The following is a 16356-nucleotide window of genomic DNA, read 5'->3' as shown; positions in this document are numbered from 1 at the left end:
GGCATGAGCGGTGCGCAGGCATGGTCACCCGAGACAAGGCGAAAGTTCGCAATGCCGTCACACCGTCTCATCACCGTCGACGCGATGCGGAGGATGGATGCCGCCGCGATAGCGGCGGGCGTTCCGGGAATCGAGCTGATGCGCCGGGCGGGCGCCGCCTTGGCCGCCAGGGCCGCCGCGATGGTCGCCGCGCCCTCCCGCATCCTCGTCCTCTGCGGACCCGGCAACAACGGTGGGGACGGTCTCGTCGCCGCCCGCCTCCTCGAGCGCAGCGGCTATGCGGTCGACCTCGTCTGCACCGTGCCGGTGGAGAGCCTAACGGGCGATGCCGCCCTGGCGGCGGCGGAATGGCAGGGGGTGGTGCTCACCGATGCCGATCCGGCCGGGGCCGCCCTCGTCATCGACGCCCTGTTCGGGGCGGGCCTGTCCCGCGACCTCGACGGTCCCGCGAAGGCCATGGTCGAGCGGGTCGCGGCGGAGGACGTGCCGGTCCTCGCCGTCGACATTCCGAGCGGGATCGACGGCGATACGGGCGCTTTACGCGGGGTGGCGCTCAGGGCGCGCGAGACGGTGACCTTCGTCGCGCTCAAGCCCGGCCACCTGCTGCAGCCGGGCCGCGACCATTGCGGCCATCTCCATGTGGCCGATATCGGCATCGGCGATTCCGCCCTCGAACAGGGGCTGGCCGGCACGCCGAGGGTCTGGCGCAACGAGCCGGATCTCTGGGGGCACGACTTCCCGAGGCTCGACGCCGTCAGCCACAAATACACCAGGGGGCATGTGCTGGCCCTGTCCGGTCCCGCCTTCAAGACGGGGGCGATCCGCCTAGCCGCGCGGGCGGCGTTGCGGGTCGGGGCCGGCCTCGTCACCATCGCCTCCCCCACCGCCGCGATGCCCGAGAACGCCGCGCATCTCACCGCGATCATGCTGACCCCGTGCGAGACCGCCGACGACCTCGACGATCTCCTCGTGGACGAGCGCCTCAACGTCATCCTCGCCGGCCCCGGCCTGGGGAGCGGCGAGGCGACGCGAGAGCGGGTCGCCGTGGCGGCCGGCGTCGGGAGAAGCCTCGTCCTCGACGCCGACGCGCTCACGAGCTTCAAGGGGCAGGTCGATCAACTCGCCGGCCTCATCGCGGATGGCGGAGGCCAAGCGGTGCTGACCCCGCATGCCGGGGAGTTCGGCCGCCTCTTCGCGGGCACGGACGCGGTCGACCCGGCGGCGAGCAAACTCGAACGGGCGCTGAGGGCGGCCTCCCTCGCCGGGGCGGTGGTGGTGCTGAAGGGCGCCGATACCATCGTCGCCGCGCCCGACGGACGCGCCGCCATCAACGACCACGCCACGCCCTATCTCGGCACCGCCGGCTCCGGCGACGTCCTCGCCGGCCTCGTCGCCGGCCTGCTGGCGCAGGGCATGCCGCCCTTCGAGGCCGCCTGCGCGGCGGTCTGGCTCCATGGCGATGCCGGGTTGCGGCATGGGCCGGGCCTCATCGCCGAGGATCTGCCGGAGATGATGCCGAGGGTTCTCGCCGGCCTACGGTGACGGCCGAGTGCCTCGTGCGAAGCTCGAGAGGACGATCGTGCCCGCCCTGCCGCGAGCCGGCCGGAGGCTGGCGACGTGGCGGATGACTTGGCGAGCGTGTGACGAACGATCGGGTCCGCTCGGATCGATGCCCGGATCTGTCCCGTCGCTGACAGGAATACTGAATTTGAGAGGGATTTATAAATGAATCGGAATTATAGCGAGCAGGCCTGAAGCCTCTGTTCTCGGATAGACCTATGCCAACCTTCACGTTCACATATAACGGTGACTACGATCCCCTCAATCTGGTCGCGTTAAGCCAAGATGGGTCTGACGATTCGAATGGCCCGAACAATATCCACGCTTTCGGGCCGCAAATTGAACTTTTTAGCAGATTCGTCTTCAATAACACTTCAGGCATCGAAATCGGCGGGTCGTATTTCGTCGACGGGGACAGGGTCGTAGGCGGTTTTCCCGGATACGCGATCACCGGGACCGAATACTCTGTCTCGGCCGATATGTCGGACAACACGGCGTCGGTCTATCTGGAGGGCGGTGATTTCGGCGATATCCTGCGGGCAGGCTCCGACGCCGACACCCTGAAGGGAGGAAATGGCAACGACGTGCTGGAAGGCGGCGCGGGCGCCGATACGATCAAGGGCGGCCTGGGTGTCGACACGGCGAGCTACGAGCATGCCACCGGCAGGGTCTACGCCAGCCTGGAAGCGCAGATGGGTTATGAAGGCGATGCCAGCCAGGACACACTCATCGACATCGAAAACCTGACCGGGAGTACCTTCGACGATTCGCTGGTCGGAGACGACAACGACAACACCCTTCGCGGCAATGGCGGCGAGGACGACATCGCCGGTCGGGGTGGTGACGACCGGATCGTCCTGTCTTCGACGCCCCTCTATATCAGCGGTGGCGACGACAAGGACGTCCTCATCGTGATGGGCGGCGGCACCGTCAGCCTCACCGAGACGAGGTTCGCCGATATCGAGGCCGTGTATGTCCGCAACGACACCCATCTCGATATGACCGACGTGCTGGCCGGGAACAAGATCGTCTCGCAATCGACCTCGGGCCACGCCGTCGAGATCGTCGGCACGGCGGGCAACGACACGATCATGGCGGGCAAGGGCGGGGACACGATCGACGGCGGCGCAGGCAACGACACGATCAAGGGCGGCAAAGGCGGGGATACGATCGACGGCGGCACAGGCAGCGATAGGATCTACGCAGGCACGGGTGGGGACACGATCGACGGTGGTATCGGCAGCGACAAGCTCTTCGCGGGCACGGGTGCCGACAGCGTCCGGTTCGAGGCCGGGTTCGGCCGCGACAACCTCTACGGCCTGGACCTGAACGCCGATCACATCGTCGTCGACATCGCCGGTGTCGATGCCACCGATATCCTGCTTCGCCCCATGAGCGGCGGTCGCGATACGCTGGTGACGTTCGAGGGCGTGGCGGCCGGCAACAAGATCATCCTGCACGACATGAACGTCACCACCGTCGAGGCCGCTCAAAACGAGCTGTTCCTGTTCGGTGCCTGAGGGGCTGTGGATTGGATGTCTCGGCGCGCAGTCGCTCATCCCAGCAGACCACCTCCGGATGAGGTGAAGTCTTGGGGAAACACCTCGAACAGGCTCCGAGCAGGTCGGCGAGGCCGTAAAAGGCGGCCCTTCGTCCCTCAGGTCACCTCGAAGCTCGTCCACAGCCCGGTGTCGAACCGCTCCAGCACCGTGGAGCCGATGACCCAGCGGCCCGGATTGTCCGCCTTGAAGGCGATCCGGGCCGTGCGTCCCTCGAGCAGCTGGAACGTGTCGAGCCAATAGGGCTCCCAGCCGTCGTCGAGGGGATGGAGCAGCCGGAAGGCGTGGCCGTGAAGATGCAGGGCCTGCGGGAAGGCGGTGTCGTTCCGGATCGCCAGGACCACCACCTGGCCGCGCTTCACCGTGAAGGAGGGAGCCACGCCGGAGGCGCCCGTGATGCCGTTGATGGCCCAGACCCGGTTCGGGTCACCCGAATAGGCCGGTTCGGCGTTGGGCTTGTCCTTGTCGAGCTTGGCGCCGCCGGTGATCGCGATGTCGCGGCGGATTGCGTTCTGCAGCTTGACCTCCGCGGGCAGGAGCTTGTTCTCGCCCACCGGCGCGATCGGCGGACGCTTCTCCGTCACCGGCTGGCCCTTGGCGGTGAGCGTCGCCAGGACGAGGCCGTTGCCCACCAGGGCATTGACCGTGATGCTGGCGCCGGCCTCCGCCGGCATGTCGAGCATCAGGTCGTAGCGGGTGCCGGGGGGGAAGGGCAGCGTCGCGCGCAGGGGCTCGAACGTGTCGGTGGGCTGGCCGTCCACCGCCACCACGTAGACCTTGGCGCCCTCGAACCGGATGCGGGTTCCGCGCGCGTTGCAGACATTGCCGAGCCGAAGGCGGATGCGCGATCCCGGGCGGACCTCGATCGCCTCGGGGACCGGCTTGCCGTTGATGGTGACGAGGTTGCCGAGGCGCCCGGAGGCCGCGGCGAAGGCCGGCTGTCCGAACGGCATCAGCGCGCCGTTCTCCTCCAGCCGCCAATCCTGCATCAACAGCGCGAGGTCCTGGTCGAGCGCGGGCGGCGTGGTCTCCTCGACGATCAGCGCGCCGGCGAGGCCCCGCCCCGAGGGTTCGCTCGAACCGCCCACGACGAGGGGTCGGATCAGGAACGTGCCCGCATCCGGCGGGACGAAGGAATAGGTGAAGTCCGCCCCCGGAGGGATCGGCGGCTGGGTCACGCCGCCGACGCCGTCCATGGCGTTCTGGTTGCGGACCCCGTGCCAGTGGAGGGAGAGCGGCTTGTCCGTCTTGTTCTCGACGCGCAGGCGGACGGTCTCGCCGAGCTTCGCCCGGATGACGGGGAGGCTCGCCTTGCCGTCGAAGGTCCAGACCGGCGTCTCGGCGGCGGGCTCGGGCTTCAGGCGGTTCGTCCCCGGCCCGGCGACGATCGGGCGCGGCTCCGGCAATGATTCCGCCGGCTTTGCCGGTGCGGGCGCCGGCCTGGGGGCGGCTTTCCCCGGCCCCGTCTGCGCCTCCGCGCCCGTGATGAAAGCCGGTCCGGCAAGGCCGAGGGCCGCCGCCCGGCCGATCAGCGAACGGCGGGACAGGCCGCCGGTCTCCGAGGGGGAACGGCCATTCTTCGGGTCGGAACTCGGCATGTCACCTCGGACGGAAGTCGATGGACGGGCGGTCGCATCCGCCCCGCCGGCATGCTTGTAGACGGCGCTCCCGCGCGGCGCCAACCGCCGCCGCGCGCCCGATGGACGACGCCTTATTTTTTTGCTGCGGACTTGCGCGCGCATGCTATAGGACCGCGCTCTGGCGGCTGAAAAGGCGCGCCGGGCGTTGGCGCTTGCGGGCGTGGCGGAACTGGTAGACGCGCTGGATTTAGGTTCCAGTGTCGCAAGACGTGGGGGTTCGAGCCCCTCCGCCCGCACCAGCCTCCGCCGTCGGGAACGGATTGGCTCACAGCGATGGCCGGCCCGCTCTGCCGCTCGGAGTCGGCCTCCGGTTGGGCGCGCTTCGTCAAACGCCGCCTGTGGTGTCACGCCCTGACGGCGGTGCCACGCGAGAATTTTTGACCGATCACACGGACGACAGCGGGAAGACGACGATGCAGGTGACCGAGACACTCTCCCAGGGTCTGAAGCGCGAGTTCCAGGTGCTTCTGGCCGCCAAGGAGCTCGAAGAGCGCCTGACGACCGAGCTGTCCACCCTCAAGGACAAGGCCCAGATCAAGGGCTTCCGCCCCGGCAAGGTGCCGGTGGCCCATCTGCGCAAGCTCTACGGCCGCTCGGTGATGGCCGACGTGCTGCAGAACGCGGTCAACGAGGCCAATCAGAAGATCGTCACCGACAACAACCTGAAGCTCGCCCTTGAGCCGAAGATCGAATTCCCCGGCGAGGCCTCGATCGTTGACCGGGCGCTCGAAGCCAAGGACGACGTCTCCTTCAACGTCGCCCTCGAAGTGCTGCCGAGCTTCGAGCTCGCCGACCTGTCGGACGTCACCCTGACGAAGCAGGTGGCCAAGCCCAGCGACGAGGAAGTCGACGAGGCCATCACCCGCATGGCCTCCTCCAACCGCGCCTTCACCCCGAAGGACGAGGGCGCCGAGGCCGCCACCGGCGACCGCGTCACCATCGATTTCGTCGGCAAGATCGACGGCGTCGAGTTCGACGGCGGCAAGGGCGAGGGTGTCGATCTGGAACTCGGCTCTGGCTCGTTCATCCCCGGCTTCGAGGACCAGCTGGTCGGCGCCAAGGTCGGCCAGTCCCTGGTCGTGAAGTCCACCTTCCCCGAGGCCTACGGTGCCGAGCACCTGGCCGGCAAGGACGCCGAGTTCGACGTGACCGTCACGGCGATCCAGGCTCCGGGCGAGACCAAGATCGACGACGAGCTCGCCAAGGGCTTCGGCATGGAATCGCTGGAGAAGCTGAAGGAGGCCGTCGCCGGCGCCCTCGGCGGCGATTTCGAGGCCCAGTCGCGCCGCAAGCTCAAGAAGGAGCTCCTCGACGCGCTCGACGGCAAATACGCCTTCGACCTGCCCCCGAGCCTGGTCCACCAGGAATTCGCCGCCGTGTGGGCCCAGGTCGAGCAGGACCTGAAGACCCGCGGCAAGACCTTCGAGGACGAGGGAACCACCGAGGAAAAGGCCACGGCCGAATACCGCAAGATCGCCGAGCGGCGCGTCCGTCTCGGCTTGGTGCTTGCGCAGGTGGGCGAGACCGCCGATATCAAGGTCAGCGACGACGAGGTGAACCAGGCCCTGATCGCCCGTGTCCGGCAGTATCCCGGGCAGGAGCAGCAGGTCTGGGACTTCTACCGGAAGAACGCACAGGCCCTGGCCGAGCTTCGCGCACCCCTGTTCGAGGAGAAGGTCGTCGACCATGTCCTCGCCCAGGTGAAGCTGGTCGAAGAGCCCGTCTCGAAGGATGCTTTGTTCGCCGACGAGGATGCCGATGCGGCCAGCGCCGAATCGACCGAGTCGAAGGCGGACGAATCCCAGGCTCCTTCGGGCGACGATCTGCCGGCCGTCGCCAAGGTCGATTGAGCTCGAGGCTCCCAAAAGGGCGGCGGGCTTGGATGTAAAGGCGGCGTTCACCGCCGCCGTAGTTCGCTGACACGTCCGGCCCGCGCCCTGATTCGCGCGGCCGGACCCCTTGAAGCCTGGGGCACGAGAATGATGAGAGATCCGGTCGACTATTATAACAGCGCACTCGTTCCCATGGTGGTCGAGCAGTCGAGCCGCGGCGAGCGCGCCTTCGACATCTATTCCCGCCTGCTGCGTGAGCGGATCATCTTCCTCACCGGCCCGGTCGAGGATTACGGCGCCTCGCTGATCGTGGCGCAGCTGCTGTTCCTCGAAGCCGAGAACCCGAAGAAGGAAATTTCCTTCTACATCAACTCGCCCGGTGGCGTGGTGACCTCGGGCCTGTCGATCTACGACACGATGCAGTTTATCCGCTGCCCGGTGACGACCCTCTGCGTCGGCCAGGCCGCCTCGATGGGCTCGCTGCTGCTCACCGCCGGCGAGCCCGGCCATCGCTTCGCGCTGCCGAACGCCCGCATCATGGTCCACCAGCCCTCCGGCGGGTTCCAGGGCCAGGCGACGGACATCCTGATCCATGCCCGCGAGATCGAAGCGCTGAAGAAGCGCCTCAACGAGATCTACGTGAAGCATACCGGGCGCGACTACGACACCATCGTCCAGGCGCTCGAGCGCGACAATTTCATGACCGCCGACGCGGCCAAGGAATTCGGCCTGATCGACGAAGTGATCCAGAAGCGTCCCGAGCCGGCCGCCGCCTGATTTCGACCGCGCCGTGGCCGCCTGGCGGCCCCGGCGCGTCCTTTAGAGGCGGGCCGCGCGTGCGGCTTTGCCTTGATCCCGTCGCGGCAGCATGCTTGCATCGCGAGTCTGACCTACCGGCAGAAAGCGCGCAGGTGACTGTTTCTTTAGGCGGGCGCCCTTAGATCTTAAAAGATGCGCGTGCGCCCCGGGGCTGGCGTCGCACCCGCGAACGGAGACCGACATGAGCAAGACTGGCGGCAACGACTCGAAGAGCACGCTGTACTGCTCGTTTTGCGGCAAGAGCCAGCACGAGGTCCGCAAGCTGATCGCGGGCCCGACGGTGTTCATCTGCGACGAGTGTGTCGAACTGTGCATGGACATCATCCGCGAGGAATCGAAGTCCTCCCTGGTGAAATCGCGCGACGGCGTGCCCACGCCGAAGGAGATCCGCCGCGTCCTGGACGATTACGTCATCGGCCAGGATTTCGCGAAGAAGGTTCTCTCCGTCGCGGTCCACAACCATTACAAGCGCCTCGCCCACGCCTCGAAGCACAACGACGTCGAGCTGGCGAAGTCCAACATCATGCTGATCGGGCCGACCGGTTCGGGCAAGACCCTGCTCGCGCAGACCCTGGCCCGCATCCTCGACGTGCCCTTCACCATGGCGGATGCGACGACGCTGACCGAGGCCGGCTATGTCGGCGAGGACGTCGAGAACATCATCCTCAAGCTGCTCCAGGCCTCCGACTACAACGTCGAGCGGGCGCAGCGCGGCATCGTCTACATCGACGAGATCGACAAGATCTCGCGCAAGTCCGACAACCCGTCGATCACCCGTGACGTGTCGGGCGAAGGCGTGCAGCAGGCCCTCCTGAAGATCATGGAAGGCACCGTCGCCTCCGTGCCTCCGCAGGGCGGCCGCAAGCACCCGCAGCAGGAATTCCTGCAGGTCGACACCACCAACATCCTCTTCATCTGCGGCGGCGCCTTCGCGGGCCTCGAGCGGATCATCTCGGCGCGCGGCAAGGGCACCTCGATCGGCTTCGGCGCCACGGTCCAGGCTCCGGACGACCGCCGCACCGGCGAGATCTTCCGCAATGTCGAGCCCGAGGATCTGCTGAAGTTCGGCCTGATCCCGGAATTCGTCGGCCGTCTGCCCGTGCTGGCGACGCTGGAGGACCTCGACGAGACCGCGCTCAAGCGCATCCTGCAGGAGCCGAAGAACGCCCTCGTCAAGCAGTACCAGCGCCTGTTCGAGATGGAGAATGTCGACCTCACCTTCCAGGACGAGGCGCTCTCCATGGTGGCCCGCAAGGCGATCGAGCGGAAGACCGGCGCCCGTGGTCTGCGCTCGATCCTCGAGACCATCCTGCTCGAGACGATGTACGACCTGCCCGGCCTCGAATCCGTGGAGCAGGTGGTGATCGGTCCGGAAGTGGTGGAGGGCAAGTCGCGCCCCCTCTACATCCACGGCGACCGCAACAAGGACGTTCCGGCGAGCGTCAGCGCCTGAGGGTGCGACTCGGCGGCCGAAGTTAGCCGCCGAAACGGTCCGGGGAGAATTCTTGAAAAAGTCCTCCCCGGCTTCCATCTGAACTGTCAGACGCGACGGCCGCACGCTCACCTTCTGAGGTGCGGTGTCCGCCTCCAGCCTCACAGTTCAACGATGTCCCCGACCCCGCGATGCGGCCTGGTCGGCCCGTGGCAGGATGCTTGCTCATTTCGAGGAGCTAGAGCCCGGAGTCCATCAAGAGGAAGTCCGACATGTCCCAATCGAAATCTCGCCAGCCGGTCGTTCCGGGTTCGACGGGCTCCTACGCCGTTTTGCCCTTGCGCGACATCGTCGTCTTCCCGCACATGATCGTGCCGCTCTTCGTCGGCCGCGAGAAGTCGATCCGCGCCCTCGAAGAGGCCGTCCGCACCGACCGCCACATCCTGCTGGCCACCCAGATCAATGCCAGCGACGACGATCCGTCCACCGATGCGATCTACAAGATCGGCACGCTGGCCAGCGTCCTGCAGCTGCTGAAGCTGCCCGACGGCACCGTGAAGGTGCTCGTCGAAGGCGCGGGCCGCGCCAGGATCACGAACTTCAACAAGTCGGATTCGTTCTACGAGGCCGAGGTCGAGACGCTCACCGACGAGCTTGGAGACCCCGTCGAGGCCGAGGCGCTCGCCCGCTCGGTCATCTCCGAGTTCGAGAACTACGTGAAGCTCAACAAGAAGATCTCTCCCGAGGTCGTCTCCGCCGTCACCCAGATCGACGAGCCCTCGAAGCTCGCCGATACCGTCGGCTCGCATCTCGCGGTCAAGATCGCCGACAAGCAGGCGATCCTCGAAATCCCCACGGTGGCCGAGCGCCTCGAGCGCGTGCTGTCGCTGATGGAGAGCGAAATCTCCGTGCTCCAGGTGGAAAAGCGCATCCGGACCCGCGTGAAGCGGCAGATGGAGAAGACTCAGCGCGAGTACTACCTCAACGAGCAGATGAAGGCGATCCAGAAGGAACTGGGCGATTCCGAGGACGGCAAGGACGAGCTCGCCGAAATCGAGGAGAAGATCGAGAAGACCAAGTTCTCGAAGGAGGCTCGCGAGAAGGCGACGGCCGAGCTGAAGAAGCTCCGCCAGATGTCGCCGATGTCGGCCGAGGCCACCGTCGTGCGCAACTACCTCGACTGGATGCTCGGCATCCCGTGGTCGAAGCGGTCGCGGATCAAGAAGGATCTGCTGGGCGCCCAGACCATGCTCGACCAGGACCATTTCGGTCTGGAGAAGGTCAAGGAGCGCATCGTCGAGTATCTCGCCGTGCAGCAGCGCGCCAACAAGCTCACCGGCCCGATCCTGTGCCTCGTCGGACCTCCCGGCGTCGGCAAGACCTCGCTCGGCAAGTCCATCGCCAAGGCGACCGGCCGCGAATTCGTGCGGATGTCGCTGGGCGGCGTGCGTGACGAGGCCGAGATCCGTGGTCACCGTCGGACCTATATCGGTTCGATGCCCGGCAAGATCGTGCAGTCGATGCGCAAGGCCAAGACCTCGAACCCGCTCATCCTGCTCGACGAGATCGACAAGATGGGCCAGGATTTCCGCGGCGATCCGTCCGCGGCGCTCCTCGAGGTACTGGACCCGGAGCAGAACGGCACGTTCAACGATCACTACCTCGAGGTCGATTACGACCTCTCGGACGTGATGTTCGTGACGACGGCGAACACGCTCAACATCCCTGCGCCCCTGATGGACCGCATGGAGGTGATCCGTATCGCCGGCTACACCGAGGAAGAGAAGCTTCAGATCGCGCGCAAGCACCTCATCCCGGGGGCGGTGAAGAAGCACGGCCTCACGGTCAAGGAATGGGAGATCGACGATTCGGGCGTTCTCATGCTCATCCGCCGTTACACGCGGGAAGCGGGCGTGCGTAACCTGGAGCGCGAGATCTCGAACCTGATCCGTAAGGCGGTGAAGGAGATCCTCATCACCAAGGTGAAGGCCGTCGCCGTCACCGAGGAGAACCTTCCGAATTTCCTCGGCGCGCCGAAGTTCCGCTACGGCGAGATCGACGAGGAGGATCAGGTCGGCGTGGTGACGGGTCTCGCCTGGACCGAGGTCGGCGGCGAGTTGCTGACGATCGAAGGCGTCATGATGCCCGGCAAGGGCAAGATGACGGTCACGGGCAATCTGCGTGACGTGATGAAGGAGTCGATCTCGGCTGCGGCGAGCTATGTCCGCTCCCGGGCCGTCGACTTCGGCATCGAGCCTCCGCTGTTCGAGCGTCGCGACATCCACGTCCACGTTCCCGAAGGGGCGACCCCGAAGGACGGTCCGTCTGCCGGTATCGGCATGGCCACCGCCATCATCTCCACCCTCACCGGCATCCCGGTGAGGAAGGATGTGGCGATGACCGGAGAGGTCACCCTGCGTGGCCGCATCCTGCCCATCGGCGGCCTCAAGGAGAAGCTGCTCGCGGCTCTGCGCGGCGGGATCAAGACCGTCCTCATCCCCGAGGAAAACGCCAAGGACATCGCCGAGGTGCCCGACAGCGTGAAGAACGGGATGGAGATCATCCCGGTCTCGCGGATGGATCAGGTGTTGAAGCACGCCCTCGTGCGGCAGCCGGTGCCGATCGAGTGGGAGGAGCCCCTCCCCTCGCCGCGCCGTCCCGTCGTCGGCGAGGACGAGCCCGCCACCGTCATCGCCCATTAGGCGATAGGGTGCTTTGAAAATGGAAAGGCCCCGGAGTACGCTCCGGGGCCTTTTCTTTGTGGCCTGCTGAGGGTTGCCATCCCGACGATGCTTGGATTAACGATGCGGCGCGCATCGGGCGGTTAGCTCAGTTGGTAGAGCGTCTCCTTTACACGGAGAGGGTCGGCGGTTCGAGCCCGTCACCGCCCACCACGCCTCTTCCCGTTCCCTTGCCCCTCCCCGGCTACAGAGACCAGCGATGACCGCGCGCGGCTTCCCCACACCCTGGCTCGTCGTCGAGAAGGTCGAGAGTTTCTGCATCGAGGATGCGGACGGGGCCGCCGTGGCCTGGACCTACTTTTCCGACGAGGCGGAGAAGCGGCAGGCGACCGGCCTCATGACCCGCGAGGAGGCTTTGCGGATCGCCAGGGCCATCGCGATGATCCCCGAGATGCGCACGATCATCCGCAGCATCCAGGACGGGTTGACCGAAGCGGACCAGATCCCGGATTGAGCCGCGCGGAGAAGATCTACGCGCTTCAGTTTCCGGCGAGGACCAGGGCCCAGAAGCGCTTGTAGCGCGTACCCGGCGCATCGACGCGGGCGATGCCGATCCGCTTCAGCTGAGGCATCAGCATGTTCTTGTTGTGCTCGGACGAATTTTTCCAACGAGCGAGCACCTCGTCGAAGGTGTTGGAGCCGGCGCTGAGGTTCTCGGCCGCGAAGGAGCGGCCGAATCCCGCCCGCGCCATGCGCGACTCGAAGGTGCCGCCAATCTCGTGGCTGAGCCTGCCGGCCTTGGCGTTGGATTCCGCCTGGTAGGAGGCCGCCCGGATCAGGCTGGAATCCAGCACCACCGGGCCGAGGCCGTGCGACGCCCTGTAGCGGGAGATCGCCGCGGCGGCGGCACCCTCGTCGAGGATCACCGGGCTGGTGAGATTGTCGGCCTCGGGCAGGATCGTCGGCCCGCCGCAGCCGCCGAGCGTCAGCAGGCTCCCCACGAGGACGACGGCGCATAGCCGCGCCAGAATGGGAGACATGGAAAAGGGGATCATCGCTCGGTGCCGGTTCGCTGCGCTGCGGTGTCGTCGGCTCCGCCATCCCGGTCCGATGGGGCGAAATCGCGGCGGCGGGACGAACCGGGTCGCAGGACGGGCGGGTGTGTCCGATCCGCCACGCATGATGCCCGTGCGGATGGATTGAGGCGGAGCTCGAACCTGTCGCCGATCCGGTCAGATCCGTGTGCCGAGGTCCCGGGGCGGCGAACCGCAGCGCCACGCTGTGATGCGGTAATCCGGATGAGTGTCGATCCACCGCGCCAGCTGCGGCTGTGCCGCGCGGATGCAGCCCCTCGCATCGGCGACATCGAGCGGCAGCCGCTTCGATTCGCAGGTTTCCGGCGCATTCGCCATGCAGGCGGTGAAATACAGGAAGAAGAAGCCTGCCATGGTTCGGACAGCCCATTTCGCGAGTTGCGCTCGGGAAAAGGCTAGGGCGCGAACGTCCCGTGTCGAGGGTATCCCCGCCGCGACCCGTATCGAGCCTGCGCGTTCGGTGATTTGGGTTGTGTGAATGGCGCGGGCGACGGGACTCGAACCCGCGACCTCCGGCGTGACAGGCCGGCACTCTAACCAACTGAGCTACGCCCGCGTATCTGGGTAGCTTGGCATTCGGATCGTCCCACATGATGCAGGTCGATGATGGACGTGGCGCGGGCGACGGGACTCGAACCCGCGACCTCCGGCGTGACAGGCCGGCACTCTAACCAACTGAGCTACGCCCGCACGGCGTCCCGCCCCGTTTCCGGCGGTGTCGGGGGTCTAGTTTCCGCACCCCTGCCTGTCAAGCAACCGGACGCCGCATTTCCATGGAAAATCCGATCACCGTCGTTTCGAGACGGGATCGTGCGGACGGGGCCACGGCTCGACGAGCACGGCCGCCATTGAAACCACGTCTCTTTTCTGTCATACGCCCCCTCGCGTTGAACCGCCCGGCCGATAGGGCTGCCGTGGCGGTTCGTGCTGCTCCATCAGAAGCATCAACCGAGCGCACGCCTTCGACCTGTCCCAGGGTCGGAGGGCATGCGCGTTCAGGAGAGCCAAATGCCCAAGCTGAAAACCAAGTCGGGCGCGAAGAAGCGCTTCAAGATCACCGGCACCGGCAAGGTCATGTATGCCCAGGCCGGCAAGCGCCATGGAATGATCAAGCGGACGACGAAGCAGATCCGCAACCTGCGCGGCACCACCACCCTGTTCGAGGGCGATGCTGCCAACGTGAAGAAGTATTTCCTGCCCAACAGCCGGTAATCCTTCGCCGCAGCCGATACTGTTTTCGTAATCCAGGAGAGAACCCATGGCCCGCGTCAAGCGCGGCGTGACCAGTCACGCAAAGCACAAGAAAGTCCTCAAGGCCGCCCGTGGCTATTACGGCCGGCGCAAGAATACGATCCGGATCGCCAAGCAGGCGGTCGAGAAGGGCATGCAGTATGCCTACCGCGATCGTAAGAACAAGAAGCGTACGTTCCGCGCTCTCTGGATCCAGCGCCTCAACGCCGCTGTCCGCGAGCACGGTCTGACCTATTCGCGCTTCATCAACGGTCTCGCGAAGTCCGGCATCGAGGTGGACCGCAAGGCCCTGTCCGAGCTCGCCATTCACGAGCCGGCCAGCTTCGCGGTGGTGGTGGAGAAGGCCAAGGCCGCTCTCCCGGACCTCGCCAAGGCTGCCTGATCCGTAAGGCTGCCTGAGGCGCGTTCACACGCCCTCTCATTCGTCGATGCGAAAGGCGCGGACCGAAAGGTGCCGCGCCTTCGTTTTTCGCAAAGGATCGTCGGCGGGCGCGCTTGCATTGGCGGCGCTTACCCGCAAAACCGCTCGCGGGGGCCGCACACGATCCGAAGGCCAGATGCCAACCGGTGGTTTGAACCGATGACCGATCTCGAAACCCTCGAAGGCGATCTGCTCGGGCAGGTCGGGAGCGCGTCCGACGAGGCCTCCCTCGATGCCGTGCGCGTCGCGGCTCTGGGCAAGAAGGGCTCGATCTCCGACCTGCTGAAGACCCTCGGCAGCATGACGCCGGACGAGCGCAAGGAGCGCGGTCCGCTCATCAACGGCCTGCGCGATAGGGTCCAGGGCGCCATCGCCACGCGGCGCGAGGCGCTCGCGGAGGCCGCCCTCGAAGCCCGTCTCGCGGCGGAGCGGATCGACGTCACCCTGCCGGTGCGCGAGGCGCCGGAAGCGCGCGGGCGCATCCATCCGATCAGCCAGGTCATGGACGAGATCACCGCGATCTTCGCCGATATGGGCTTCTCGGTAGCCGAAGGTCCGGACATCGAGACCGACGATTACAACTTCACCGCCCTCAACTTCCCGCCCGGCCATCCGGCGCGCGAGATGCACGACACGTTCTTCCTGGCGCCCGACCGCAACGGCCAGCGCAAAGTGCTGCGCACCCATACGTCTCCGGTCCAGATCCGCACCATGCGGTCTCAGGAGCCGCCGATCCGCGTGATCTGCCCCGGCCGCACCTATCGCCACGATTCCGACCAGACCCACACCCCGATGTTCCATCAGGTCGAGGGGCTGGTGATCGACAAGAGCGCCACCATCGCCAACCTGAAATGGGTGCTGGAGGAGTTCTGCCGCACCTTCTTCGAGGTCGACGCGGTGAAGATGCGGTTCCGGCCGTCCTTCTTCCCCTTCACCGAGCCGTCGGCGGAGGTCGATATCCAGTGTTCGCGCAAAGGCGGCGAGATTCGCTTCGGCGAGGGCACCGACTGGCTCGAAATTCTCGGCTGCGGCATGGTCCATCCGAACGTGCTCAGGAATTGCGGCTACGACCCGGATTTCGTCCAGGGCTTCGCCTTCGGCATGGGCATCGACCGGATCGCGATGCTGAAATACGGCACGCCCGACCTGCGCCCGTTCTTCGAGGCGGATGTGCGCTGGCTGGAGCATTACGGCTTCCGCCCGTTGGACATCCCGAGCTTGGTGGCCGGGCTGACGAGTTAGGATGCCGAGGGAGGGATCGCGCATGACCGAGCAGGAAATCCGACAGGTCGCCAACGAGGTGCTGCGGGAAACGCTCGGACCGCACGGGTTCGAGAGCGCCGATGTTCGTCCGGCTCCCGACTTCGACGGCGAGCCCTCGCTCCATGTGACGGCGCATTTCAGGCCGAAGGCAGGGGTGACCAGCGGAGACGCTTCGACCAGGGCACTCTCGGCCTTGCGGAAGCGGCTGCTCGATAAGGGCGAGGAGCGATTTCCGTACATTCGCTACGATTATCCGGACGACGAAGTGCTCGGCGACGACCCATCGGAATCAATACCGGACCGGCACTGATGCCGAGGCTCGGAAATCCACTCGTCTACGATCTCCTGGAAACATCCCGCGCGCTCGCGGACACGCGCGGCCGGGTGAACCTGCGCAAAGCGGCGATGCGCCGGGCGGTCAGCGGGGCCTACTATTCTGTCTTTCACGCTCTCTGCTTCATTTGCGCGAGTGAATTGATCGGGTGGACCCAGGAGAACGACATCGTCGAACCGATCTACCGCCTGCTCGATCATGGAACGGCAAAGAAGCGTCTCAACAGCCGGGATGCGAACCTGATCGGACCGACCGTTACCGATATCGGCAATAACTTCCTAAGTTTGCAGGAAGCTCGAAACGCCGCCGACTATTCGCCGCCTACTCTGAAGGTTCGTCATGACGAGACGTTGCGCTACATCGAGCTTGCGGAACAGACCGTGACGTTGATCGAATCTCTCACGACGCTCGACCGCAAGAAGCTTGCGGTTCTCCTGATCGCCAGAACCCGGCCCCTCTGAGCCGAAGAG

Annotated in this window: 15 protein-coding genes and 4 tRNA genes; 14 read left to right on the top strand and 5 right to left on the bottom strand. The window is 66.0% G+C overall.

Going from position 1 to position 16356, the window contains the following annotated elements:
* The first annotated feature begins 51 nt into the window (after positions 1-51).
* Positions 52-1542: a bifunctional ADP-dependent NAD(P)H-hydrate dehydratase/NAD(P)H-hydrate epimerase gene (locus tag ASF34_RS16070; protein ID WP_056162391.1), complete on the top strand. Its 1491-nt coding sequence runs from the start codon at positions 52-54 to the stop codon at positions 1540-1542.
* A gap of 497 nt (positions 1543-2039) precedes the next feature.
* Positions 2040-3080 (top strand): calcium-binding protein, encoded by a 1041-nt coding sequence (locus ASF34_RS16065; RefSeq protein WP_157196556.1) that lies wholly within the window; start codon positions 2040-2042, stop codon positions 3078-3080.
* A gap of 137 nt (positions 3081-3217) precedes the next feature.
* Here the strand turns inward: ASF34_RS16065 and ASF34_RS16060 are convergent, their stop codons facing one another.
* Entirely contained in the window at positions 3218-4717 is a 1500-nt protein-coding gene (locus ASF34_RS16060; protein WP_056162385.1) for a multicopper oxidase family protein, read from the bottom strand.
* A 196-nt stretch (positions 4718-4913) separates the two neighbouring features.
* On the opposite strand from ASF34_RS16060, the gene ASF34_RS16055 reads away from it, so the two are divergent.
* The 7 genes from ASF34_RS16055 to ASF34_RS16025 all read left to right on the top strand — a co-directional run bounded on the left by ASF34_RS16055 (position 4914) and on the right by ASF34_RS16025 (position 12037).
* Positions 4914-4998, top strand: a tRNA-Leu gene (locus tag ASF34_RS16055).
* A 174-nt stretch (positions 4999-5172) separates the two neighbouring features.
* Positions 5173-6609, top strand: coding sequence for a trigger factor (tig, locus tag ASF34_RS16050; RefSeq protein ID WP_056162624.1), 1437 nt, complete (start codon positions 5173-5175; stop codon positions 6607-6609).
* Positions 6610-6741: 132 nt separating this feature from the next.
* Positions 6742-7368, top strand: coding sequence for an ATP-dependent Clp protease proteolytic subunit (locus tag ASF34_RS16045; RefSeq protein WP_026176059.1), 627 nt, complete (start codon positions 6742-6744; stop codon positions 7366-7368).
* 223 nt (positions 7369-7591) lie between these two features.
* Complete coding sequence (gene clpX / locus ASF34_RS16040) at positions 7592-8863, top strand: ATP-dependent Clp protease ATP-binding subunit ClpX (protein ID WP_018044550.1); 1272 nt, start codon at positions 7592-7594, stop codon at positions 8861-8863.
* A 251-nt stretch (positions 8864-9114) separates the two neighbouring features.
* Positions 9115-11544: an endopeptidase La gene (gene lon, locus ASF34_RS16035; protein WP_018044551.1), complete on the top strand. Its 2430-nt coding sequence runs from the start codon at positions 9115-9117 to the stop codon at positions 11542-11544.
* A 116-nt stretch (positions 11545-11660) separates the two neighbouring features.
* Positions 11661-11736: transfer RNA gene (locus ASF34_RS16030), tRNA-Val, on the top strand.
* 46 nt (positions 11737-11782) lie between these two features.
* Positions 11783-12037 (top strand): hypothetical protein, encoded by a 255-nt coding sequence (locus ASF34_RS16025; protein ID WP_056162382.1) that lies wholly within the window; start codon positions 11783-11785, stop codon positions 12035-12037.
* Between the two features lie 25 nt (positions 12038-12062).
* Here the strand turns inward: ASF34_RS16025 and ASF34_RS16020 are convergent, their stop codons facing one another.
* The 4 genes from ASF34_RS16020 to ASF34_RS16005 all read right to left on the bottom strand — a co-directional run bounded on the left by ASF34_RS16020 (position 12063) and on the right by ASF34_RS16005 (position 13307).
* Positions 12063-12563, bottom strand: coding sequence for a CAP domain-containing protein (locus tag ASF34_RS16020; RefSeq protein WP_051074329.1), 501 nt, complete (start codon positions 12561-12563; stop codon positions 12063-12065).
* A 192-nt stretch (positions 12564-12755) separates the two neighbouring features.
* Positions 12756-12971 carry a hypothetical protein gene (locus tag ASF34_RS16015; protein WP_056162379.1) on the bottom strand — a complete coding sequence of 72 codons (216 nt, stop codon included), beginning with the start codon at positions 12969-12971 and terminating at the stop codon, positions 12756-12758.
* A 125-nt stretch (positions 12972-13096) separates the two neighbouring features.
* Positions 13097-13173, bottom strand: a tRNA-Asp gene (locus ASF34_RS16010).
* Positions 13174-13230: 57 nt separating this feature from the next.
* Positions 13231-13307, bottom strand: a tRNA-Asp gene (locus ASF34_RS16005).
* 318 nt (positions 13308-13625) lie between these two features.
* Between ASF34_RS16005 and rpmI the strand changes: the two genes are divergently transcribed.
* The 5 genes from rpmI to ASF34_RS15980 all read left to right on the top strand — a co-directional run bounded on the left by rpmI (position 13626) and on the right by ASF34_RS15980 (position 16347).
* Complete coding sequence (rpmI, locus tag ASF34_RS16000) at positions 13626-13829, top strand: 50S ribosomal protein L35 (RefSeq protein ID WP_018044555.1); 204 nt, start codon at positions 13626-13628, stop codon at positions 13827-13829.
* Positions 13830-13875: 46 nt separating this feature from the next.
* Positions 13876-14250: a 50S ribosomal protein L20 gene (gene rplT, locus ASF34_RS15995; RefSeq protein WP_018044556.1), complete on the top strand. Its 375-nt coding sequence runs from the start codon at positions 13876-13878 to the stop codon at positions 14248-14250.
* A 198-nt stretch (positions 14251-14448) separates the two neighbouring features.
* Entirely contained in the window at positions 14449-15531 is a 1083-nt protein-coding gene (gene pheS / locus ASF34_RS15990; RefSeq protein ID WP_018044557.1) for a phenylalanine--tRNA ligase subunit alpha, read from the top strand.
* Between the two features lie 22 nt (positions 15532-15553).
* Positions 15554-15862, top strand: coding sequence for a hypothetical protein (locus ASF34_RS15985; protein WP_018044558.1), 309 nt, complete (start codon positions 15554-15556; stop codon positions 15860-15862).
* Positions 15862-16347, top strand: a complete 486-nt coding sequence (locus tag ASF34_RS15980; protein WP_018044559.1) for a hypothetical protein — start codon at positions 15862-15864, stop codon at positions 16345-16347. The genes ASF34_RS15985 and ASF34_RS15980 overlap by 1 nt, the downstream gene beginning before the upstream one ends.
* The last annotated feature ends 9 nt before the right edge of the window (positions 16348-16356 follow it).

It is taken from the genome of Methylobacterium sp. Leaf106 (assembly GCF_001422895.1).
GTDB lineage: Bacteria > Pseudomonadota > Alphaproteobacteria > Rhizobiales > Beijerinckiaceae > Methylobacterium > Methylobacterium bullatum.
This window is presented reverse-complemented; position numbering and strand designations above follow the sequence as displayed.